Source organism: Bradyrhizobium diazoefficiens USDA 110 (genome assembly GCF_000011365.1).
GTDB classification, from domain to species: Bacteria; Pseudomonadota; Alphaproteobacteria; order Rhizobiales; family Xanthobacteraceae; genus Bradyrhizobium; species Bradyrhizobium diazoefficiens.
Genome location: NC_004463.1, coordinates 1,011,079 through 1,033,201, shown reverse-complemented (window position 1 = coordinate 1,033,201; position 22,123 = coordinate 1,011,079). Strand labels below are relative to the sequence as shown.

Below are 22,123 nucleotides of genomic sequence, written 5' to 3'. Positions count from 1 at the left end.
CGTCCTGGCTTTCGCCACGACGACCATGTGGAATCATCTCGGCTTCAATTACACACCTCGGCGTTGGCATCGTTGCCGGGGCCGCCGCCACCGCGATACTCGAGATGGCAACCGCGGTTGACCGGACGGCAGCCGCCATTAGTGCAGAAGACCTGCCCGCCGCCTGAGGCGCGCCGCGCACCGGTCGCGATGCCGGCAGCGTCGCCGCCCAAGCCACCGAGGCCGCCCGCGGCGCCGATCTGCGGACGCTGCCGTGCCGGGCGATCCTCGCTGTCGTCACGCCGCGAGGTCGCAGGTTTGGAAGCCGTCGGCTTGCCGGCGCGCTTCTTCTCGCATTCGTTGTCGTCGTTCAGCGCATAGCCGTCGCCGCAGACGATCCTGGTGCACTTGTCGCCGTCGGCCTTGAAGCCGTGCTCGCAGACCAGCGGGCAGACGCGCGACGGCTTCGACTTGACCGTATCGAGCGCATCGGTGCTCGCCACTTTCACGTCGAGCTTGGTGCCGGCATAGCGGTTGAACTGCGACAGCGACCGCTGCGAGGACGTGTTCCAGTTGCCGTCGGCCTGGCCCGAGAAACAGCCGACGCGGCCGAGCTCGGTCTGGACCGAGCGGCTGAGATCGGCCGGCGTGGTCGCCGGCGTCAGGGACGCAACGTTGGTCCCGGCGGGGCTCGCCGTGCTGGCCGGCGCAGCGCTCGGGGCCGCGGCGGCGAGGTTGACGCGCTGCTGCTCGGCGGCGGCCGCCTGCTGCTGCGCCTGCTCCTTTGCCTTCTGGGCGGCAAGCTGCGCCTGCTCGGCGGCCTTCGCATCGGCCGCAGCCTTGATCTGCGCATCCTTCTGCGCGCCGACGGCGGCAAGACGATCGCGCTCGGCCTCGGCCTGCTTCGCCTTCTCGATCGCCGCCGCATGGGCCTGCTCGGCACCGATCTTCTCGAGCTGAAGCTTGGCGAGGCTGGAATAGAAACCGTCCGGATGCTGGGCGAGGAAGGCGTCCCATGCCGCCCTGTTGCCGACCTGGAGTGCGAGCTCATAGTCGCGGCGGATGTCGGCCTGCGGGTTCGCCACGGGCGACGCTGCAGCCGCCACCTTGACCGGCACCAGCGGGACGTCGTCGCCGCCGAGCGAGCCATAGACGAACGGCTCCTGCTTGTTGCCGGTCGACTTGAGCACGTCGTCGCGCACGAAGCCGAAGGCGCGGCGGACATCGAGGCCCGGCGTCGTCAGGTGCTTCGACAACGCAACCGTAAACGGGCTGTTGGCACCGTCGCCGTCCTGCGCCGTGAAGCCGGCCTTGGCCGAATAGGCAATCAGCGTGTTGGGGCTGGTCGGCTCGACCTGGGCGAGGCCCCGGCCAATGCCGCGCGAGGCCACCGAGCGCTTCATGGTCTTGCCGAACGGATTGTCGCGGCAGGCATCCAGGATCACCAGGCGGAGCTGCTTGGCGGGTTCGACGGCGACCAGGACGCGGTCGAGCGAGAGTGCTTCGTCATAGACGTCGGTATCGCGCTCGAGCCTGGCGTCAACAGGGATCAGATAATTGGAGCCTTCGACCTCGATGCCGTGACCGGCATAGTAGACCACGGCGATGTCGGCATCGCGGGTCGCGTCCGCGAAGTCGCGCAGCACGCGCCGCGTCTCGAGGGCCGACAGATCGTGCCGGGAATCGACAATGTCGAAACCGGCATCCTTCAGCGTCTTCGCGATCACCGAACCGTCATTGACAGGGTTGGTGAGTGACGGCGCGTGCTGATAGGCCGAATTGGCCAGCACCAGCGCCACGCGCTTTCCGGCAAAAGCAGGTTCTGCGCCGAACAGCAGCGCGAGGGCGAGGAGAAGCGGGCAAAGTCTGAGCAAATTGCGCATGACACGAATTCCGAAGTTCAGGGCCGTTCGAGCCCCCTTTGGGATCGTTCTAGCAGGCTCCAGCGCCGGTGCTTGTCAGATCGAATGCCCCCTTTGGTTTGTCGCGCCAGCGCCATCGCGGTTCGCTGGGGTCCCGGCTGGGTTCCCTTATCCGTCCCCGACGTGCCCCCGATATTGCGGCAGATTGTCCGTAATCTCATGCCAGGGCGCCTTCGAGCCGACGAAAATGTGGGCGCTCGGCCGGATCGAGGGGGCATCGACCAGGGTTCCCATGGCGACATGAACCCATTTTCCGTCGCGCACCCGGGAATAAAGCAGCGAGCCGCAACGGGCGCAGTGGGCGTCATGGGTGGTGTCGTCCCCGAAAATGATCCGCTGGTCGTCACCCCGGACGATGCGGAGCTTCTCTTGCGCGATGCCGGCGAACGGCTTGAAGGCGGAGCCGGTGGTGCGACGGCAATTCGAACAGTGGCAGTTCATGGCGTAAGAGAATTGGTCCGCGACCTCGTAGCGCACGGCGCGGCAGTAGCATTCGCCGGTGAGGATACGAGCATTCGAATTTTCTGATCCGGTCATGGCAACGCCTGCGTGCAAATGGTTGACACACCCATAGCGCATTTTTATGCGTACGACTAAATTCCCGCCGAGCCATCATTCAAAGGGATGACCCATGAGCCAGAATCGTTCGAGCGTCGAGGCCGTCGTGCAAAGCTATTTTGACGGGCTCTACGAGGGCGACGCCGACAAGCTCGGCGACGTCTTCCATCCGTCCGCCGATCTGCGTTGGGTGGAAAAGGGCGAGCTGAAGATCCTGACCGTGCCGGACTGGCTCGCCTGGGTGCGCAAGCGCCCCTCGGCCAAGGCGGAAGGCAAGCCGCGCGAGGATTTCATCGTCACCATCGACCGTTCGGACGACAAGACCGCCTTCATCAAGGTCCGGTGCCAACTGCCGCCACGTTTTTTCACCGATTATCTGGTGGCGATGAAGCTCGCCGACGGCTGGCAGATCGTGTCGAAATCGTACCGGTATGACCTGAGGGAGTGAGGGAGCCTCAATCTCCCGCTGCCCAATATCTGCCGCGCTCGATGCCCATCCTCCGTCATTGCGAGCGTAGCGAAGCAATCCAGAATCTCTCCGCGGAAACACACTGGATTGCTTCGCTACGCTCGCAATGGTGGGACAATCGTGCGCGACCTTCCCTCCCCCTGTTCCATCTGTCCCAAAGGTCCCCCATGCTGCTCGACCGCCGCTCCCTCCTCGCCTCGCTGTGCTGGATGGCCGCCACTCCCGTGCTCGCCGCCGACGCGCCGCCTGAGCTCGAAGCCTATGAGCGCGAAAGCGGTGGACGGATCGGGCTGTATGCGGAAAACTTGGCGACCGGCGCGAAGATCGCCTGGCGCGCCGACGAGCGGTTCGTCATGTGCTCGACATTCAAGGCCTCGCTCGCGGCCTGCGTGCTGGCGCGGGTCGATCGCGGCCAGGAGCAGCTCGCGGCCGTGATCCCTTACGGCCAGGCCGACCTTCTGAGCTATGCGCCTGTTGCCAAGCAAAATCTCGCGGCCGGCAAGATGTCGGTCGCCGAGATGTGCAAGGCGATCGTCGAGCTCAGCGACAACACCTGCGCCAATCTGCTGCTGGCACGGATCGGAGGGCCGGCCGCCCTCACGGCGTTCTGGCGATCGCTTGGCGACACCACCTCACGGATCGACCACAACGAGCCTGAGGTCAACCGCTCTCCGCCCGGTGATCCCCACGACACCACGACGCCGGCGGCGATGGCCGGCAATCTGCGGCGACTGGTGACGGGCGAGGCATTGTCGCCGGCGTCGCGCGCCCAGCTCACCGAATGGATGGTGGGCTGCAAGACCGGTGCGAACCGGCTGCGCGGCGGCCTGCCCGCGAGCTGGACCATCGGCGACAAGACCGGCAACAACGGCAAGGACGCATCGGGCGATATCGCGGTCGCCTGGCCCAAGCCAGATACTAAGCCCGATACTAAGCCCGATGCGCCGATCCTGATCGCGGCCTACACCCAGGGCGGCTCGCCGACTGCCCCGCAGATCGAGGCCGTGTTCGCGCGCATCGGACGCATGGTGGCAGGGCGCCTGGCGTAAGGCCCCCGCATTGACCTCTTGGCCGCTTCCGGGCGAAGACAGGCCATGATCGCAGCGAAATTCCAGACCTTCCTCATCCTGCTCGCGGTGCTGGCGGGCACCGCGCTCGTCGCCCGCCGTTTCAACATCGCGCCTGCGATCTTGCTGATGCTGTCCGGCGTCGGCCTCGCCTTCGTGCCGGGCATGCCGCCGGTGGAACTGCCGCCGGAGCTGGTGCTGCTGATGGTGCTGCCGCCGCTGATCTACTCGGCGAGCGTCGCCATGAGCTGGCGGGAGTTCCGGAACAATCTGCGCCCGATCGTGCTGCTCGCGGTCGGCGCGGTGATCTTCACCGCGGCGATGGTGGCGGCCGCCACGCACTATTTGATCGGCCTGCCATGGGCCATCGGTTTCCTGCTCGGGGCCATCGTCGCGCCGCCCGACGTGGTGGCGCCGCTCGCGATCGCGCGACGGCTCAACATACCGCGCCGCCTCCTGGTCATACTCGAAGGCGAAGGGCTCGCGAATGACGCCACCGCGCTGATCCTCTACCGCTTCGCGCTCGCCGCCATCATGGTCGGCCATCTATCGCTTCCGATGGCGGCCGGCGAGTTTGTCCTCATTATCGCCGGAGAGATCGCCTTCGGCATCGGCGTCGGCTGGCTTTCCCTGCGCTTCCGCAGATGGGCGAAAGATCAGCAGGTCGAGCTGACGCTGTCGCTGATCACGCCTTACGTCTCCTACTGGCTGCCCGAGCATGTCGGCGGCTCCGGCGTGATCGCCACCGTCGCCTGCGGCCTCTATGTGAGCTGGAACGGCCCGCTGCTGATCTCCTCGGCGACGCGCCTGCAAGGCATCTTCTTCTGGGACCTCATCATTTACCTGATCGAGGGCCTGCTGTTCCTGCTCACCGGCTTCCAAATGCGCGCGCTCTACGAGAAATCGAAGGCGTTCCCGCTCGACGACATTCTCATCGCGACCGCCGTCGTGCTGACGATCATTGTGACCGCGCGTTTCGCCTGGCTCTATCCCGCGACCTATCTGCCGCGGATCCTCTCCAAATCGCTGCGCAAGCGCGACCCGTCGCCGCCATGGCAATGGCCGTTCGTGCTCGCCTTCACCGGCGTGCGCGGCGCGGTGTCGCTGGCGGCGGCGCTGGCGCTGCCGTTCACGCTGCCTGATGGCAATGCCTTTCCGTATCGCGACCTGATCCTGTTCGTCGCCTTCGGCGTCATCTTCGTCACGCTGATCGGCGTCGGACTGACGCTGCCGCCGGTGGTGCGCTGGCTCGGCGTCGCCGAAGCCGGCCGCAACGAGCATGTCGCCGAGCATGAGGCCGAGATCGCGGCACGCCGCCAGGCGCTCGACGCTGCGCTGAAGTCGCTCGATGCGCTGACCGAGGCGAAGGAGGTGTCGGACGAGGTGATGCGGCTGCTGCGCGCCCGCCACGAGATCCGCGTCAACCAGCTCCCTGATTCACTCGATCCCACCCATCACGACGTCTCCGCCGCCGGCACCGCGCTGACCCGCGAGCTGATCGCCGCCGAACGAAAATTCATCCACGACCTCCTGCGCGACGGCCAGATCACCGACGAGACGCGGCGCCGGATCGAGCGGGATCTGGATCTGGAGGAGGCGAGTCTGGCGAACCGGGAGTATCGGGGCGTGCCGCTGTAGCTTCTCGTCATTGCTGAACCGGCTGCGCAAGCTACCACTTCTCGCAGAATTTCCCCATCGCCGCCGCGACGGCTCCCGCGATCAGCTCCTGCCGCTCCAGGGAGTTCATCGCCATCTCCTCGTCGCGGTTGATGATCGAGCCGGCTTCGAGCAGCACCGCGGCGCTGTTCGTTCGCGACAGCACGACGAGCCCGTCGTAGCGGTAGACACCGAAATCCCTGTCCAGCAACTGGCGCCGGTAGCGCCCCATCTCCGGCAAGGTGTATTGGCTGGCATAGTGCAGGCCCTGCTCTTTCAACTGCCGGCCGATCATCCGGGCCAGCAACAGGCTGGTGGCGAAGTGCGAATTGCGTTCGGAGACGAACAGCGAATGGCCTGAAAACCGATCGCTGAAATAGCTCATCGCGCCGTCGAATTCCCAGGTCTCGAGCAGCTTGTCCGGCACCGAGTCGTGATGGATCGACAGCAGGAGATCGGCCCGACCGTCATTCGCGGCGCTGACGCGCTTGAACAGGCTCGGCCGCGCCTTGCCGTCAGTGACGAGCAGGCGGGCTGCGGCAAAGCCTTGGTCCCTGAGCTTCGCCGTGATCAGCCGTCCGAGCCGGAAGTTGAAGCCGAATTCCGGATCATTGCGTGCGCTCAGCGCGCCATAGGAGTCCGGGGTGTGCCCGACATCCACGACGATCCGGAATTTCGGCATCTCGCATTTGGCCGATGACGCCGGCGGCTTCGTCATTGTTCGCGCGGCAGCGGCATGTCCGCGCTCGACAGGGGCAAGCGACGACAGCAGGGTCGACGCGACCAATCCGGCGATGATGCTGCGCAATTGGCCCAAGCGCTACTCCGCTGCTGCGACCTTGGGACGGCCGACGAAGCCCGCGACATCGCCAAAACGTTCCAGCATCACCGCGGGCAGGTCCTTGGCCTTGCTGGTGACGCAGGCGCCGGAGCGCACCGCGTAGCGATCCTGATGCGCGGCCTGCGGCGGCGCTTCGCCGCGCTGGAGCGCGCGGGCCAGATCCATCACGACTTTCCGGAAATGCATGATGCCGAGATCGGTCGGGCCGAGATGCTCGCGGGTGCGGTCGGCGATCGGCCCCTGGCTGTCCTGCACGGCGGCGTCCTGCTCGGAGACGCCCTTGATGCCGGTATAGCTCCTCGTCTTCTGGAGCTTGCGGTCGATCAGATAGTCGTTGCCCTTGTGGCGCAGCGGCACGTAATTGTCGTCGACCTCCGCGATCACGCCATTGCCGCGGTCATAGGCGTCGCGTTCGGCCTGCGTCAGCGGCCGCTCCGGATTCCAGGCGTAGGTGTAGATCCAGCAATTGGTATCGCTGACCGGCACGAAGGTCTGGCCAAAGATGTTCTCGCCCGGCATCGCGCTCGGTGCGTAGGCGTGGAACGGCATCAGGAACTGCGCGATCCGCCAATAGATGTTGTCGCTGCCGGTGAGCCGGCCACCGGCAATGGAGAGGCCGGCGTCGTGCGGGGCGATCTTGATCACCGGCCGCGGGTCCTCGGCGATCCAGCGCATGTGGTCGCTCGACATCCGCGCGATCGGATTCACAAAATGCTTCTTGATGTCGAGGATCTCGTTCTCCTCCTTGTCGAAGGAGAGATGCGCAAAGGTGAAATGCGCGGTGTCGATCGAGCCCTCCAGCGCCTGCACCCAGTTGCAGTCCTGCCATTTCTTGCTGACGTAACGATGCGAGGCCGGCAGCATCGCCATTTCGAGATCGGGCAGCTCGGGCATGACGTCCGCCGGGCCCATATAGGCCCAGATCATCTCGCCCCATTCGCGCACCGGATAAGACTTGATGCGGATGAGATCCTTGGCGTTGAGATCGGGATAGGAGGTCGGCATGTCCACGCAGCGACCGTCCGTGTCGAACTTCCAGCCGTGATAGACGCAGCGGATGCCGCATTCCTCATTGCGCCCGAGCCAGAGATTGGCGCCGCGATGCGGGCAGTATTGATCGATGACACCGACGACGCCGCGCGAATCGCGGAAGGCGAGCAGCTCCTCGCCGAGCACGACGATCTTCTTCGGCTCGCCATCGGCTTCAGGAAGCTCCTTCGACAGGAGCACAGGAATCCAGAAGCGGCGCAGCAGCTCGCCCATGCCCGTCCCGGGGCCGGACTCGGTCAGGAATTTATTGTCCTCTGCGCGGAGCATGGAAAATCCTCCCGATTTGTTTTTGGGAAGATTGGCGCGGACGTGAGACGACGTCAACGCAAGAACGGTTTCGTAGGGTGGGCAAAGGCGCGCTCTTCGCGCGTCGTGCCCACCGTCCTGTTGCATGCACAGCGAGATGGCGGGCACGGCGCTGACGCGCCATTTTCACCCTACGGCAGCCATGCCTAAACCGGCCGCTCCCCCTTCACCGTCACCCGTGTCCCCGAGCGCGTGTGCGGCCAGTAGTCCCACATCGCACGGTGCTGGGTGCAGCGGTTGTCCCAGAAGGCGATGGCGTTCTCGGTCCAGCGGAAGCGGCACTGGAACAGCGGGTTCTCGGCGTGCTGGTAGAGATAGGCGAGCATCGCGTCGCTCTCGTCGCGCGGGATGCCGTTGATGTGGCGAGTGAAGCCGCGGTTGACGTAGAGCGCCTTCCTGCCGGTGACCGGGTGCGTGCGCAGCACCGGATGCTCCGCGTTCGGATAGGATGGACGATCGGCGACGCCATAGTTGGCATAGAGGCCGCGATAGATCGGCTCGCCGTCATGCAGTGCGGTCAGGCCGTCGAGATAGGCCTTCATGCGATCCGACAGCGCCTCATAGGCCGCATACATGTTGGCGAACAGCGTGTCGCCGCCGCGGGGCGGGCACTGCTTGATGTAGAGGATCGAGCCCATCGGCGGCTCGAGGTCGCAGGACACGTCGGAGTGCCAGCCCTCGCCGTTGGCGCGCGGCGAGTTCTTGTCGGCATAGATCTTCATCAGTGCCGGGTCTTCGTCCTCGTGCGGCGCTGCGGGATGGAAATGCAGCTCGCCGAACTTGCGGCCGAAGGCGAGATGCTGTTGTGGCGAGATGTGCTGGTCGCGGAAGAAGATGACGAGATTTTCCGCGAGCGCGCGATGGATCTCGTCCATCTGTTGATTGGAACGAACGTCATCGGAGACGAGCCTGCCGATGTCGACGCCGGAGATTTCCGCGCCGATGATCGGTGTGAGCTTTTCGACCGCGATGGTTTCGTAAGGCGCGCCGTCCTCGGCCATGTGGCGATAGCGCGGACCCTGCTTGCCGGCGAGTGAGCTCATGGCGTGTCTCCCGATCATTTTGATTGGAGACATCGTAGCGCGGATGGAGCGAAGCGCAATCTGGGCTACGACCCGCGCAAAAAATAAGGCGGGTTACGCTTCGCGAACCCGCCTCACGATTCCAATGTTTGGGAACGACTACTCCGCCGCGGTCACCGGTACCTTGGCGCCCTGGCCGTAGCGCTGGTCGATGTAGTCGATCACCAGCGCCTTGAAGTCGTCGGAAATGGTCGGGCCGCGCAGCGTGCGGAACTTCTTGCCGTCGACGAAGACGGGCGCGGCCGGCGCTTCGCCGGTGCCCGGCAAGGAGATGCCGATATTGGCGTGCTTGGATTCGCCGGGGCCGTTGACGATGCAGCCCATCACCGCGACGTTGAGCTCTTCCACACCCGGATATTTCGTCTTCCAGGCCGGCATCTCGTCGCGGATGAAATCCTGGATCGAGCGCGCCAGCTCCTGGAACGTGGTCGAGGTGGTGCGGCCGCAGCCGGGGCAGGCCGCGACCAGCGGCACGAAGGTGCGGAAGCCCATGGTCTGCAGGAGCTCCTGGCCGACCTGCACCTCACGGGTGCGGTCGCCGCCGGGCTCCGGCGTCAGCGAGATGCGGATGGTGTCGCCGATGCCCTGCTGCAGCAGGATGCCGAGCGCGGCCGAAGAGGCGACGATGCCCTTCGAGCCCATGCCGGCCTCGGTGAGACCGAGATGGATGGCGTAGTCGGAGCGCGATGCGAGATCCTGGTAGACCGCGATCAGATCCTGCACCGCCGAGACCTTTGCGGAGAGGATGATGCGGTCCTTGGGCATGCCGAGCTCTTCGGCGCGCGCGGCCGAGAGCAGTGCCGACTGCACCATGGCCTCGCGCGTCACCGCGCGCACGTCGCGCGGATTGGCGGACGCGGCGTTCTCGTCCATCAGCTTGGTCAGCAGCTCCTGGTCGAGCGAACCCCAATTGGCGCCGATGCGGACCGGCTTGCTGTTCTTGTTCGCGATCTCGATGATATCGGCGAACTGGGTGTCGCGCTTGTCCTTGAAGCCGACATTGCCGGGATTGATGCGGTACTTGGCGAGCGCCTCGGCGCAGGCCGGATAGGCTGCGAGCAGCTTGTGGCCGATATAATGGAAGTCGCCGATCAGGGGCGTGGTGATGCCGCGCTTGGCGAGGCCGTCACGGATGTGCGGGACGGCGGCCGCGGCCTCCTCGCGATCCACGGTGATGCGGACCATTTCGGAGCCGGCGCGCGCGAGCGCTGCAACCTGGGCGATGGTGCCGTCGATATCGGCGGTGTCGGTGTTGGTCATCGACTGCACGACGATCGGCGCACCGCCGCCAACGGCGACGTCTCCGACCTTGACCTGGGTGGTCCGGTGCCGGGGCGCGGGGCCCGCGATGTCTGAATCGATGGTGTTTTCGAGCTTGTTCATGGGGTCCAAATATCAGGTTTTGGTGACGTTCAGCAATGCATCGCGCGGCGCCGCAGCCGTTTGGCTGGGACGGTTAACCAGAAAAAGCCCAGCAATTACAAGGACCGCGGCGGCCCCGAATGTCAGGCTCAAGGTGTCGTGCATGATGAAATAGCTACCCACCACGCCAAACAGAGGGGTGATGAAGGTAAAAGCGGACAATTTGCTGGCCGAATAGGCCTTCACCAGCGCGAACCAAAGCGTGAACGTGGTTCCCACCACCCAGATCGCCTGGAAGGCCATCAGGGCGAGGGACAGCGGCGCCGGGGTGTGGGTGATGGATTCGCCGAACAACCAGGCCGCCAGGCCCAGGATCGGGATCGAGGTCGCAACCTGGTAGCCCAGCGCCTTCTCCGGCGCGGCGAAGCGCAGCCGCGTGCCCTTGGCAACCAGCGTGGTGGCCGCCCACAGCGCGGCACCGCCGACGATCATGAGGTCGCCGAGCAGCACCTTGGCATCGACATCCGGCTGCGGCACGCCGATCGCGAGCGCGACGCCGGCAAAGCTCACCGCGAGCCCCAGCCATTGCGTGCCGCCGAGCCGTTCGCCGAGCACCTGGTAGGAGCCGAGCGCGACGAAGAACGGTGCGGTGTAAAGAAACACCACGGCCCGGGACGCCGGCGTGAGGCGCAGGCCCTGGAAGATCAGCACGAACTCGATGCCGAACATCAGCCCGGCGATCAGGCCGGGCTTCCACGTGCCGTCCTTCTCGAAGAATTTGACGCCGCGCAGCGTGCCGATGATGAAGAGTACCGGCAGCGCGCCCATCGAGCGGATCATCGCCTGGAGCATCGGCGGGATGTCCGGCAGCACCAGCTTCACCGCGATCTGGTTGAACCCCCAGGTCAGGCACAGCATCAGCATCAGGGCGATGGCGCCGGCACTGAGGGGGCGACCGGCGGACGGTATGGCTTGAGGTGAGGACATTTCTTCCCGATATCGGCTTTGCGCCGTTGTTGCTTTATGCAGTTTTCTGACAATGGGTGCAGATGCCCGTGATCTCCACCACAGACAATTTGGGGGCAAAACCTGAGCTGCGCGCAGCGGCGTTGATATCCTTGGCGAAGGACGCCGACGGGATCTCGCCGACCAGACCGCAGCGCTCGCAGATCAGGAACGCCACCGCGGAGGTCGCATCGTGGTCGTGGGCGGCGCAGGCGAGATAGGCGTTGCGACTTTCGATGCGGTGCACGAGGCCGTTGGCCATCAAGAAATCGAGAGCACGGTAGATCGTGATCGGGGCCGGCCGCGGCATCGACTTGGCGAGTTCGTCGATCACCTCGTAGGCCCCGAGCGGGCGGTGGCTGGAGAGCAGCGCCCCGAGCACCTGGCGGCGAATCGGCGTGAATTTCTGCGCGCGCTGCTCGCAAACCTCCTCGGCATGCGCCAGCGCGTCCGCAGTGCAGCGGCCGTGATCGTGGTCGGGCGCGGGGAATGCCGGCTTTGCGAGGGTCATTTGGCCTGCCTTCTAGCATTTCGGCGAGGGAACCCAAAGCACGACCGGCGAACGGCGGTCAGCCATGCTCTTGCAGCGGGACAGCGTCCCGTTACCCCGCCATGAAAAAATCATAAGCTTGCTTATAGTATCTCAAGCTTATAGGAGACCAAGCTCATGAGCCGCGGGCCCGTGGACCAGAACTTCCTGTTTACGCTCGCCGAGCTCTATCGCCTGCTGCGCGTCTATGCCGACAAGGAGGCGTCGCGCTTCGGCATCACCCGCGCGCAATGGGCGGTGCTGGCCAAGGTCGAGCGCAGCGAGGGCATGAAGCAGTCGGAGCTCGCCGAGCTCCTCGAGGTGCAGCCGATCACGCTGACGCGCCTGATCGACAAGCTCTGCGACAATGACTGGATCGAGCGCCGCAGCGACGCCTCGGACCGGCGCGTCAAGCGCCTCTACCTGAGGAAGGCCGGCCGGCAATTGCTCGGCAAGATGAGCGGGCTCAGGTCCGAAATCACGGCCAACGCGCTCGACGGTATCAATCCGGCGGATGCCCATCGCCTCCTCACCCAACTCGAAGCAATCAAGGAAAACGTGCGTACCGCGATCCAGACATCCGGAGCGGAACAAGCACGTAAGGAGCAGCGCTATGGCTGATCAAGTCATCAAGTTCCAGCCCGAGCAGAAGATCGACAGCGGCAAGCCCACCAAGAAAGCCGGCACCGATCCCCGCCGCCGCATCATCGCAGGCCTGCGGCGCTATCGCCGCTTCCTGCTGATGGTCGTGCTGCCGATCGTCGCCGCCATTGGCGGCTTGACCCTCTATCTGAATGGCGGCCGCTATGTCGGTACCGATGACGCCTATGTCGGTGCGCAGAAGGTGCTGGTGACGCCCGACATCTCCGGCAAGATCGAGAAGGTCGTCGTGAGGGAAGGTCAGCTCGTCAAGCAGGGCGATGAGCTGTTCGAGATCGATCCCGTGCCGTTCCGCCTCGCGGTGGACGAGGCCAGGGCGCAGCTCGCGCAGGCGCAGTCGACCTACGACAATCTCCGCGCCAACATCAAGATCTACGGCGACATGCTGAGCCTCGCCCAGCAGGGCGTCGACCTCAAGCAGCGCGACGTCGAGCGCAAGCAGGCGCTGGTCAAGAACAGCTACGGCTCGCAGCTCGACCTCGACAACGCGGCGAACGCGCTGGTCACGTCAGGCTCGATCGCGCAATACGTCAAGCAGCAGATCTCGGCGGCCAAGACGCAACTGCTCGGCGATACCGACCTGCCGCTGGAGAAATTCCCGCCCTACGCGCAGGCCAAGTCCAAGCTCGACAACGCCGAGCGCAATCTCGATCACGCCGTGGTGCGCGCGCCGATGGGCGGCGTCGCGACGCAGGTCGAGCAGATTCAGCTCGGCCGCTACGTCACGGCCGGCACGCCGGTGTTCTCCATCATCGACGTCGCCCATCCCTGGGTCGACGCCAATCCGAAGGAAAGCGACCTCACCTACGTCACCGAAGGCCAGCCTGTTACCCTCGAGGTCGACGCGTTCCCGAACCACGTGTTCAAGGGCAAGATCGGCTCGCTCTCGCCCGGTACCGGCGCGCAGTTCGCGATCCTGCCGCCGCAGAACGCCACCGGCAATTTCGTCAAGGTGGTGCAGCGCGTGCCGATCCGCATCTATTTCGACGAGACCGACAAATACGTGCGGAAGCTGAAGGCCGGCATGAGCGTCTACGCCACCATCGACACCGGCCATCGGCGCTCGCTCGCCGGCCTGTTCGGCCTGTCGGCGACCGCGGGCCAGGACAAGGACTGATCCGATGTCCGGCCCCAATGCCAGCCTGATGGTCCCCGGCCTGCGCCGGAACATGGTGACGATCTGCGCCATGACCGCGACCATCATGCAGGCGCTGGACACCACCATCGCCAATGTCGCCCTGCCCTACATGCAGGGCACGCTGTCGGCCTCGCAGGACCAGATCAACTGGGTCTTGACCTCCTACATCGTCGCCGCCGCGATCATGACGGCGCCGGTGGGCTGGATCGCCAACCGCTTCGGCCGCAAGCGCATCTTCATCATCTGCTCCGCCGGCTTCACCATGGCGTCGGTGCTGTGCGGCCTCGCGCAGGACATCAACCAGATGGTGCTGTTCCGCCTGCTGCAAGGCGTGTTCGGCGCGGCGCTGGTGCCGCTGTCGCAGTCGGTGATGCTCGACTATTACACGCTCCAGGAACGCGCCAAGGCGATGTCGATCTGGGGCATGGGCGTGATGATGGGCCCGATCATGGGTCCCTCGCTAGGGGCATGGCTCACCGAGACCTATTCCTGGCACTGGGTGTTCTTCGTCAATCTGCCGTTCGGCGCCATCACCGTGCTCGGGCTGATCATCTTCATGGACGAGACCAGGAAGGACATCAGCCTCAAATTCGACTGGTTCGGCTTCGCTGCGCTGGCGGTCGCGATCGGCTCGCTTCAGCTCGCGCTCGACCGCGGCGAGCAATTGGGCTGGCTCGAATCCAATGAGATCGTCGCGGAGTTCATCGTCTCCGCCGTCGCGTTCTACTTCTTCGTCGCGCACTCCTTCACGACCTCGACGCCGTTCATCCGCTTCGCGCTGTTCCAGGATCGCAATTTCGTCACCGGCTGCATGTTCATGGTCGTGATGGGGCTCGTGCTGTTCTCGACCATGGCGCTGGCCTCGCCCTACATGCAGAACGTGATCGGCTACCCCATCATCACCGCCGGCCTGCTGCTGGCGAGCCGCGGCTTCGGCACCTTCTTCGCCATGATGCTGGTCGGCCGCATGATGCGTTATTTCGAGGCACGCACGCTGATCATCTCCGGCCTGACGCTGACCGCGGGCTCGCTGTATCAAATGACCGGCTGGACCGACCTGACCCAGGTGCCGGAGATCGTGACCGTCAGCGTCATCCAGGGCTTTGGCTTCGGCCTGGTCTTCGTGCCGCTCTCGACCGTTGCGTTCCTGACGCTGTCGAACGAGCTGCGCACCGACGGCACCGCGATGCTGACCCTGATGCGCAACGTCGCGAGCTCGGTCGGCATTTCCGTCGTCATCGCCCAGCTGACGCAGGGCACGCGGCGGACCTATGCGATCCTGTCCGAGCACGTCAACCCGTTCAACCACGCGCTCCAGATGCCCAGCGTCAGCGGCATGATCAACCTATCCACCGACGCGGGCCGCGCCATGGCCGACAGGATGGTCAGCGTGCAGGCGCAGATCATCGCCTTCGCGCACGACTATATGCTGGTGATGGTCTTCATCCTCTGCACCATCCCGCTCGCCCTGTTGATCGGCTCGACCAAGGCCACGCTGCGCAGGCAGGCCGCGGGGCCGGAACATGCGGTGATGGAGTAAGGGGAGGGGCGTCACAAGCTCCGCCGTCGTCCTGGACAAGCGAAGCGCAGATCCAGGACCCATTACCCCAGGGAGGAGTTTGGCGAAGACTCGTGATTACCAGCTTCGCGCCACAACCTCGCCCTGGGGTAATGGGTCCTGGCTTTCGCCAGGACGACAGCAAGTATGTAGCGTCGCCTACCCCAACAACTCCTCACACCCCAGATCCTCGACCGCCATCATCACCCGCTCCAGATTGTTCCACCAGATCAGCGGCGGGATGTTGATGCTCCACTGCCAGACCGGCCCCGTGATGTGCCAGAGCACCGACAGACGATAGTCCTGATCGAGCGCGCCGCGCGTGTAGCCGCTGACGCCGTTGGCGACCAGCGTCTCGTGATAACGATTGAGCAGCGGCCGTTCGAGCGCCTGCCTGCGGTCCGGGTACCATTGCATCGCCATCATGTAGGCAAGGTCACTCGTCGGCACGTTGATGCGCCACTGGTCGAAATCGAAGATGCGCACGGTATCCGCGACGCCGGGGCGCGGCAGCATGAAATTCCAGATATGGGCATCGCCATGGGCAATGCTGATGTGACGCCGCGAATGATAGCGCTGGGATAGCCGAGCCGAGTGCTCGATCAGGCGGCGATAGAGGGTACGGCGCTCTTCGCCGAGGCGATCACCGAGCAGATCGGCGAAGCGGTCGTAATGGCCGGCGAAGGTTTCCATGTGCTGCGCGCGGTCCTCGGCGCTCGCCCAGGTGCCGACGGTGTCGCCAAGACCGGGATGGTCCCACCATGCCGCATGCCAGCGCGCCAGTGTCGTGACGATCGCCATCGCCTGCTCACGCGACGGCGGCAGCGGCCACTTCGTTGCGATCTCATGGCTGTCGGTAAGGTCCTCGAGCAGCAGGTGCCAGGTGGGGCCGTCCTCGTCGAAATGCCCGTCAAAGCAGCGCGGCACCAGTCCCGGCGGCATCTTCGGCGCAAGCTGCGTGTAGAAGTCCACCTCGCGCCGGCCGCCATTGGCGAGGCTCTCGGCGAAAGCGGAATTGGGAGTCTTGAGGATCAGCGACTGCGGGGCGCCAGCGGACTCGCCGACATAGCGCAGCCCGAGCCTGACGATCTGTGACACGAGGGTGTCACGCTGATGCAGCACCTTCACCTCGCGCACCGCGCCCGCGTCAAGCACGCCGCCCCTGCGCAGCGCCGCCGTCAGTTGGGCGGACTCAACGACCGCCGGCAATTGTGGAGATGTCATAGCCACGATGCCCCTGTCCCGCGCCATACTGCACGATCACGCCCCCGGGCACCAGCGGCCGACGCGATGCCGGGCTCAAGCCGCGGCGGTCGAGTCGCGCACAGTCCGGACCACGACCGACCGCAGCTGTTCGAGATTGGACGCCATGCCGGCGATCGCCTGCCTGACCTCCGCGGCGCGCTCGTTCACGGAGGCGGCGTCGCGGCTGACATTGCCGATCTTGGCCGAGACCTCCTTCGCGGCGGACGCCGATTCGGAAATCGACCGCGCGATCTCCCGCGTCGCGGCGTCCTGCTGTTCCATCGCGGCAGCAACCGAGGACGCCACGCCGTCGATCTCGACGATGTGGCCCCCCATGGTCTCGACGGCATCGACCGCGGCCTGCGTCGAGGCCTGGATCTCGGCAATCAGCCGCCCGATCTCCTCCGTGGACTTGGCGGTCTGGTCGGACAGGGATTTCACTTCGGCGGCCACCACCGCAAAGCCGCGGCCGGCCTCGCCGGCGCGCGCCGCCTCGATCGTGGCGTTGAGCGCCAGCAGGTTGGTCTGGCCGGCGATGCCGCCGATGAGATCGGAGACCTCGGCAATCTTCTTCACCGATCCCGCCAGCGCTTGAATGGTCGAACGCGCCTGCTCACGGCCGGCAACGGCCGATCTGGTGACCGTGCTGGTCCGCGCGACCTGGCCCGCGATCTCGCGGATCGAAACACTCAGTTCTTCGGCCGCGGCCGAAACGGTCTGGGAACTGCCGAGGGCCTGGGTGGAGGCCGCGGCCACCGCCTGCGACTCCGAGGACAGCGATCGCGCGATCTCGGACAGGCTGGAGACGGCCCGCTCGACGCCCTGGCTCGCCGCGCTCGCGGTGTCGACCGAGCGCCCGGTCTCGCGCTCGACGGTCTCGGCCATCTGGTGCAGGGCGCCGCGCTTGGCGAGCGCGGCCTCCTGCTCCTTCTGCAACTGCTCCTCGCGCAGCCGCGAATTCTCGGCCGCCGCCTGCTTGAACACCACAAGCGCGCCCGCCATCGAGCCGACCTCGTCCTGGCGGTGTGCAAATGGAATGTCGGCGGCGAGATCGCCGGTCGCGAGCCTTTGCATCGTATCCGTCATGCGCACGATCGGGCGCACCACGCCGAGGGCAACGCCAAGCAGGCCTGCGGCAACGAAGGCCAGGACGGCGGCGGAGACGCCGAGGAGGATATAGAGCATGGTGCTGTCGCGCTCCGCGGCCAGCTTCTCCATGTCGGCGTTCTGCTTGTTGGCGCTCTCGACGATGCTGTCGATGACGGCGCGGTGGGCCGTGTAGGCGTCCTTGAGCTGCGCGTAGGCGCCTTCGGCAGCGGCGCTGTTCTTGGCCTTGAGGGCCGGCAGGAGCTGATCGGACAGGACTTTCCAGAACTTCTGCACCTCGGCATCGGACTTCGACACCAGCGCGTTCTTCAGATCGGCCGAGAGGCTGGAGGCGATCCAGAATGCCTTGCGCTCGTCGTAATCCTTGCGGAGCTGGACCAGGCGCTCGCCATGGGCCGCCAGCTGATCCGGCTCGCGCATGGCGAGGGTCGCTTCGAGATAGGCCTCGATGACATATTCCGGCGGCGGCAGGATGTCCGCGATGAGGTCGTTGCCCAGCTTGATGTCGGAATAGAGCGGACCGCCGACCTTGAGCTCGCGCAGGGCGTAGAGGCTGGTGGAAACGACCGCCGTGAAGCCGATGGCGAGAACGATCCCGAATGCAATGACCGCAGAAGAAAGCGAGAGACGAAATTTCATGGAACAATCCAATGCCGCTGGTCGAAATCCGAACGGACCCTAAACGATTGCGGTAAACACGGGATTGCTTCGCGCGGAAATTGTATTCCGCGGAGACCGGAAAATTACGGGAATTGGATGTCGAACGGTCGGTTTTCAGGCAGCGAGACCGACTCACGGCGCGAAGAGAAACGACTCAGGCCCGATGCGGAGCAGCAGCCGACTCGGTTGCGCTGGATGAGAAACGCGTGCCGGCCGTCGATATCGCCGCCACGCGTGCCGCCTCACACGTCGAAGAACACCGTCTCGTTGTCGCCCTGCAAACGCAGGTCGAGGCGATAGACCGCCTTCCCCGCCTCGCGCGTCGCAATCAGCGTGGCGCGGCGCTCAGTGGGCACCAGCGCCAGCACGGGATCGGCGGCATTGCCGGCCTCGTCGCTGAAATAGATCCGGGTGTAGAGATGCCGCAGCATGCCGCGGCCGAACACCGCAAGGAGGATATGCGGCGCCTGCAGCTTGCCGTCGAGATCGGGCACCGCGCCCGGCTTGACGGTGTCGAAGGCGTAATTGCCGTCCTTGTCGGTGCCGCAGCGGGCGAAACCGCGGAAGCTGGCATTCGGCAGCGCGCGCTTGTCCTGCGGGTCGGCGAAGCGCCCTTGAGCATCCGCCTGCCAGATCTCCAGCATGGCATCAGGCACGGCGACGCCGTCACCGTCGAGCACGCGGCCCTCGATGTGGACACGATCGCCCGTGACGTCGGGCGTCAGCGTCGAGTTGGTGAACGCGTCGTTCCAGGCGTAGTCGCCGGTCGGCGTCAGGCCGTATTTGAAGAACGGACCGACGGTCTGCGATGGGGTGATCCCCTCGGGCTTCACAGAATCCTGCACTTTAGTGGCTCTCCATGGGCGTGGCGTTCTTGCCGCGCAGCACGATGTCAAAGCGGTAGCACAGCGCCCATTCGGGCTGGGTGTTCTCGAGATCGAACGACGAAACCATCCGCGCGCGCGCCTTCTCGTCCGGCACCGAATTGAAGATCGGATCGAACGGGAACAGCGGATCGGCCGGGAAGTACATCTGCGTCACCAGGCGCGTGACGAAGGAATGGCCGAACACCGAGAGATGGATGTGCGCGGGACGCCAGGCGTTGTGGTGATTGCCCCACGGATAGGCGCCGGGCTTGATGGTGACGAAGCGGTAGTAGCCGGAGGCATCGCTCTGGGTGCGGCCTGCGCCGGTGAAGTTCGGATCCAGCGGCGCCGGATGCTGGTCGCGGACATGGACGTAGCGGCCGCAGGAATTGGCCTGCCAGATCTCGACCAGCGAGTTCGGCACGCCGCGGCCGTCCTCGTCGAGCACATGGCCGTGCACGATGATGCGCTCACCGATCGGCTCGCCGGTATGCTGTGTGGTGAGATCGTTGTCGCCCTCGCGCACGGTCTCGTGGCCGTAGACCGGGCCGGTCAATTCCGACAGCGTGTGGCGCATCGGGATCAAGGGCTTGTTCGGTGCGCGCTTGATCGAGCTCTTGTACTCGGGCGACAGCGGCAGCGGATGCGCCTTGTTGCTATCGACGGGATAGATGAATGTCATTGGCGAACTCCTCCCCCGGCCATTTTCGGTCCGGCCGGTCAACACTTCCGCCAATCATTATAGGATATAACTAATTGGGGGAAGCGGGTTTGGCGGCCTCTTTGCGCCGGCACATGGCACAGGCGCGCCCTATTTGATCGGCGGACGTGGCAGCACGGCCTCGCCGGTCTCGAGCCGGTAGGTGTGGTCGAGCGAGTACCAGGGCGTCGCGACGTCGCGCGCGGTCGGATGCGGCGTATCGTGGCGCAGGAACTTGCCGATCAGCGCCTGCGTCACCCCGAACTGCACGTCGCTGTCGATATGCGGATCGGCGGGGTCGTAGACCTGCGAGATCAGCACCTTGAATCCGGGCTTGAAGATCAGCGCGTGCAGATGCGCGGGACGATAGGGATGCCGGCTCTGCGCCTTCAGCAGGCGGCCGACCACACCACTGGTCGGAATGGGATAGCCAACCATCATCACCGAACGGAAGGCGAAGCGCCCGTCCTGGTCGGTCGTGAACTTGCCGCGCAGGTTCATGTCCGCTTGCTCGGGGTCCTGGTTCTCGTAGAGACCGACCGGCGAGGCATGCCAGACATCGACCTCCGCCCCAGTGACGGGACGGCCATCCTTGTCCACGACGCGGCCGCTGACGAACAGCGGCGCACCCGGGGTCTCGGAGCGAACGATCGATCCGCCGTTCTCGACCCGCGGCGAGTTCAACCGCCAGAACGGTCCGAGCAGCGATTGGTCGGTTTCCGTATTGCCCTGATCGCCATTGTTGAGCAGGCACACCAGCGGCGAGACGCCGAGCGAGCCGGCCATCAGCACGACTTCGTTATGCGTATCGGTGGTCAGCTTGCCGAGCTCGGCCACGATCGCCGTGGCGTCGCGGAATTCCGCCTCGGTCAGGCGAACATCGCGGACGAAGGCGTGCAGGTGCTTGACCAGTGAGACCATGATCTGGCGAAGCCGCGGATCGGACGTCCGCTCCATCACCGCCAGTGCCGCGGCCGTGACGTCCTGTTCACGTTCGATCATCATGCTTGCCTCCCGGTCGCCCGTCATTCCGGGGCAGCCCGACAGGGCTGAACCCGGAATCTCGAGATCCCGGATTCCGCTCTAACGAGCGGCTCCGGGATGACGGGACGCGCAGCGTCCCGTCAGTTCAGCTTCTCGATCGCCACGGCAACGCCCTGGCCGACGCCGACGCACATGGTGGCGAGCGCGAGCTTGCCGCCGCGCTTCTCCATGCCGTGCACGGCGGTGAGCGCCAGGCGCGCGCCGCTCATGCCGAGGGGATGTCCGAGCGCGATGGCGCCGCCATGCGGATTGACGAAGTCGGCATCGTCGGCAACACCGAGTTGGCGCATGCAGGCGATGCCCTGCGAGGCGAAGGCCTCGTTGAGCTCGATCAGGTCGAAATCGCTGATCTTCTTGCCGAGCCGCTCCATCAGCTTGCGGGTCGCAGGCACGGGTCCAATGCCCATGATGCGCGGCGGCACGCCGGCCGAGGCGAGGCCGAGGATGCGGGCGCGCGGCGTCAGGCCATGCTTCTTCACGGCAGCTTCGGACGCCAGGATCATCGCAGCCGCGCCGTCGTTGACGCCGGATGCGTTGCCGGCGGTGACCGTGCCGGGATTGCGCACGATCGGCTTCAGCTTGGCGAGACCTTCCAGCGTGGTCTCGGGACGCGGATGCTCGTCCTTGTCCACCGTGATCGGACCGGTCTTGCCGCCGGGAATGCTGATCGGCGTGATTTCTTCGGCGAAATAGCCGGCCGCGATCGCGGCGCCTGCGCGCTGCTGCGAGCGGATGGCGAAGGCGTCCTGGTCGGCGCGCGAGACCTGGAATTCCTCGGCGACGTTCTCGCCGGTCTCCGGCATCGCATCGACGCCGTACTGCGCCTTCAGCAGCGGATTGATGAAGCGCCAGCCGATGGTGGTGTCGAAGATCTCGGCCGAGCGGGAGAAGGCCTCCTGCGCCTTGCCCATCACGAAGGGCGCGCGGGTCATGGATTCGACGCCGCCGGCAATGGCGAGCTCGATCTCGCCGGAGCGGATGGCGCGGCCGGCGGCACCGACTGCATCGAGGCCGGAGGCGCACAGGCGGTTCAGGGTCTGGCCGGGAACCGAGTCGGGGAGGCCTGCGAGCAGCAACGCCATGCGTGCGACGTTGCGGTTGTCCTCGCCGGCCTGGTTGGCGCAGCCGAAGAACACCTCGTCCACCTGCGCCCAATCGAGATTGGGGTGCTTGGCCATCAGCGCCTTGATCGGCGCGGCGGCGAGGTCGTCGGCACGCACCTTGGCGAGCGAGCCGCCGAAACGGCCGATCGGGGTCCGCACGGCATCGCAGATAAAGACGTCACGCATCGTTGTTCTCCCTGAATGCCGCGGTCCGGC

Annotated in this window: 20 protein-coding genes; 6 read left to right on the top strand and 14 right to left on the bottom strand. The window is 65.4% G+C overall.

All coding sequences use genetic code 11. The features are described 5' to 3' along the window. Positions 1–44 precede the first annotated feature (44 nt). A complete protein-coding gene (locus BJA_RS04775; RefSeq protein ID WP_011083766.1) occupies positions 45–1,862 on the bottom strand; it encodes a caspase family protein in 1,818 nt (605 codons plus the stop codon). Positions 1,863–2,009: 147 nt separating this feature from the next. After that, positions 2,010–2,438 carry a GFA family protein gene (locus tag BJA_RS04770; RefSeq protein WP_028172624.1) on the bottom strand — a complete coding sequence of 143 codons (429 nt, stop codon included), beginning with the start codon at positions 2,436–2,438 and terminating at the stop codon, positions 2,010–2,012. Positions 2,439–2,532: 94 nt separating this feature from the next. On the opposite strand from BJA_RS04770, the gene BJA_RS04765 reads away from it, so the two are divergent. The 3 genes from BJA_RS04765 (at position 2,533) to BJA_RS04755 (ending at position 5,633) form a co-directional block, all read left to right on the top strand. Further along, positions 2,533–2,907 carry a nuclear transport factor 2 family protein gene (locus BJA_RS04765; protein WP_011083764.1) on the top strand — a complete coding sequence of 125 codons (375 nt, stop codon included), beginning with the start codon at positions 2,533–2,535 and terminating at the stop codon, positions 2,905–2,907. Between the two features lie 188 nt (positions 2,908–3,095). Continuing rightward, positions 3,096–3,977: a class A beta-lactamase gene (gene bla, locus BJA_RS04760; protein WP_038965202.1), complete on the top strand. Its 882-nt coding sequence runs from the start codon at positions 3,096–3,098 to the stop codon at positions 3,975–3,977. A gap of 45 nt (positions 3,978–4,022) precedes the next feature. Next, on the top strand, positions 4,023–5,633 hold the full coding sequence (locus BJA_RS04755; protein WP_011083762.1) for a Na+/H+ antiporter: 1,611 nt from the start codon (positions 4,023–4,025) through the stop codon (positions 5,631–5,633). Between the two features lie 31 nt (positions 5,634–5,664). On the opposite strand, the gene BJA_RS04750 is transcribed toward BJA_RS04755, so the two are convergent. The 6 genes from BJA_RS04750 to BJA_RS04725 all read right to left on the bottom strand — a co-directional run bounded on the left by BJA_RS04750 (position 5,665) and on the right by BJA_RS04725 (position 11,808). Then, positions 5,665–6,468 (bottom strand): N-acetylmuramoyl-L-alanine amidase, encoded by an 804-nt coding sequence (locus tag BJA_RS04750; protein ID WP_038965197.1) that lies wholly within the window; start codon positions 6,466–6,468, stop codon positions 5,665–5,667. Positions 6,469–6,471: 3 nt separating this feature from the next. Then, positions 6,472–7,809, bottom strand: a complete 1,338-nt coding sequence (locus BJA_RS04745) for a Rieske 2Fe-2S domain-containing protein (RefSeq protein ID WP_011083760.1) — start codon at positions 7,807–7,809, stop codon at positions 6,472–6,474. Between the two features lie 185 nt (positions 7,810–7,994). After that, complete coding sequence (locus BJA_RS04740) at positions 7,995–8,891, bottom strand: TauD/TfdA dioxygenase family protein (RefSeq protein ID WP_028172619.1); 897 nt, start codon at positions 8,889–8,891, stop codon at positions 7,995–7,997. A 138-nt stretch (positions 8,892–9,029) separates the two neighbouring features. After that, positions 9,030–10,313: a flavodoxin-dependent (E)-4-hydroxy-3-methylbut-2-enyl-diphosphate synthase gene (ispG, locus tag BJA_RS04735; RefSeq protein WP_011083758.1), complete on the bottom strand. Its 1,284-nt coding sequence runs from the start codon at positions 10,311–10,313 to the stop codon at positions 9,030–9,032. Between the two features lie 12 nt (positions 10,314–10,325). Continuing rightward, positions 10,326–11,279: a DMT family transporter gene (locus BJA_RS04730; RefSeq protein ID WP_011083757.1), complete on the bottom strand. Its 954-nt coding sequence runs from the start codon at positions 11,277–11,279 to the stop codon at positions 10,326–10,328. A gap of 34 nt (positions 11,280–11,313) precedes the next feature. Further along, positions 11,314–11,808, bottom strand: coding sequence for a Fur family transcriptional regulator (locus tag BJA_RS04725; RefSeq protein WP_011083756.1), 495 nt, complete (start codon positions 11,806–11,808; stop codon positions 11,314–11,316). 156 nt (positions 11,809–11,964) lie between these two features. Here BJA_RS04725 and BJA_RS04720 point away from each other — a divergent pair, with 156 nt between their 5' ends. From BJA_RS04720 to BJA_RS04710, 3 genes are read left to right on the top strand one after another with little or no spacing between them, the layout of a single operon-like run. After that, complete coding sequence (locus BJA_RS04720; RefSeq protein ID WP_011083755.1) at positions 11,965–12,447, top strand: MarR family winged helix-turn-helix transcriptional regulator; 483 nt, start codon at positions 11,965–11,967, stop codon at positions 12,445–12,447. Continuing rightward, entirely contained in the window at positions 12,440–13,603 is a 1,164-nt protein-coding gene (locus BJA_RS04715; protein ID WP_011083754.1) for an HlyD family secretion protein, read from the top strand. The genes BJA_RS04720 and BJA_RS04715 overlap by 8 nt, the downstream gene beginning before the upstream one ends. Positions 13,604–13,607: 4 nt before the next feature. Next, positions 13,608–15,164 carry an MDR family MFS transporter gene (locus BJA_RS04710; RefSeq protein WP_011083753.1) on the top strand — a complete coding sequence of 519 codons (1,557 nt, stop codon included), beginning with the start codon at positions 13,608–13,610 and terminating at the stop codon, positions 15,162–15,164. A 177-nt stretch (positions 15,165–15,341) separates the two neighbouring features. Here the strand turns inward: BJA_RS04710 and BJA_RS04705 are convergent, their stop codons facing one another. The 6 genes from BJA_RS04705 to pcaF all read right to left on the bottom strand — a co-directional run bounded on the left by BJA_RS04705 (position 15,342) and on the right by pcaF (position 22,093). Continuing rightward, positions 15,342–16,433, bottom strand: coding sequence for a phosphotransferase (locus tag BJA_RS04705; protein ID WP_011083752.1), 1,092 nt, complete (start codon positions 16,431–16,433; stop codon positions 15,342–15,344). 48 nt (positions 16,434–16,481) lie between these two features. Then, positions 16,482–18,173 (bottom strand): methyl-accepting chemotaxis protein, encoded by a 1,692-nt coding sequence (locus BJA_RS04700; RefSeq protein WP_011083751.1) that lies wholly within the window; start codon positions 18,171–18,173, stop codon positions 16,482–16,484. A gap of 263 nt (positions 18,174–18,436) precedes the next feature. Continuing rightward, a complete protein-coding gene (pcaG, locus tag BJA_RS04695; protein ID WP_011083750.1) occupies positions 18,437–19,039 on the bottom strand; it encodes a protocatechuate 3,4-dioxygenase subunit alpha in 603 nt (200 codons plus the stop codon). A gap of 1 nt (position 19,040) precedes the next feature. Then, the gene (gene pcaH / locus BJA_RS04690; protein WP_038965195.1) at positions 19,041–19,742 is read right to left on the bottom strand and encodes a protocatechuate 3,4-dioxygenase subunit beta; all 702 of its coding nucleotides are present in this window, start codon (positions 19,740–19,742) and stop codon (positions 19,041–19,043) included. A 129-nt stretch (positions 19,743–19,871) separates the two neighbouring features. Further along, on the bottom strand, positions 19,872–20,765 hold the full coding sequence (locus BJA_RS04685; protein ID WP_038965199.1) for a dioxygenase: 894 nt from the start codon (positions 20,763–20,765) through the stop codon (positions 19,872–19,874). A 119-nt stretch (positions 20,766–20,884) separates the two neighbouring features. Then, positions 20,885–22,093, bottom strand: a complete 1,209-nt coding sequence (gene pcaF, locus BJA_RS04680) for a 3-oxoadipyl-CoA thiolase (RefSeq protein ID WP_011083747.1) — start codon at positions 22,091–22,093, stop codon at positions 20,885–20,887. Positions 22,094–22,123: the final 30 nt, after the last annotated feature.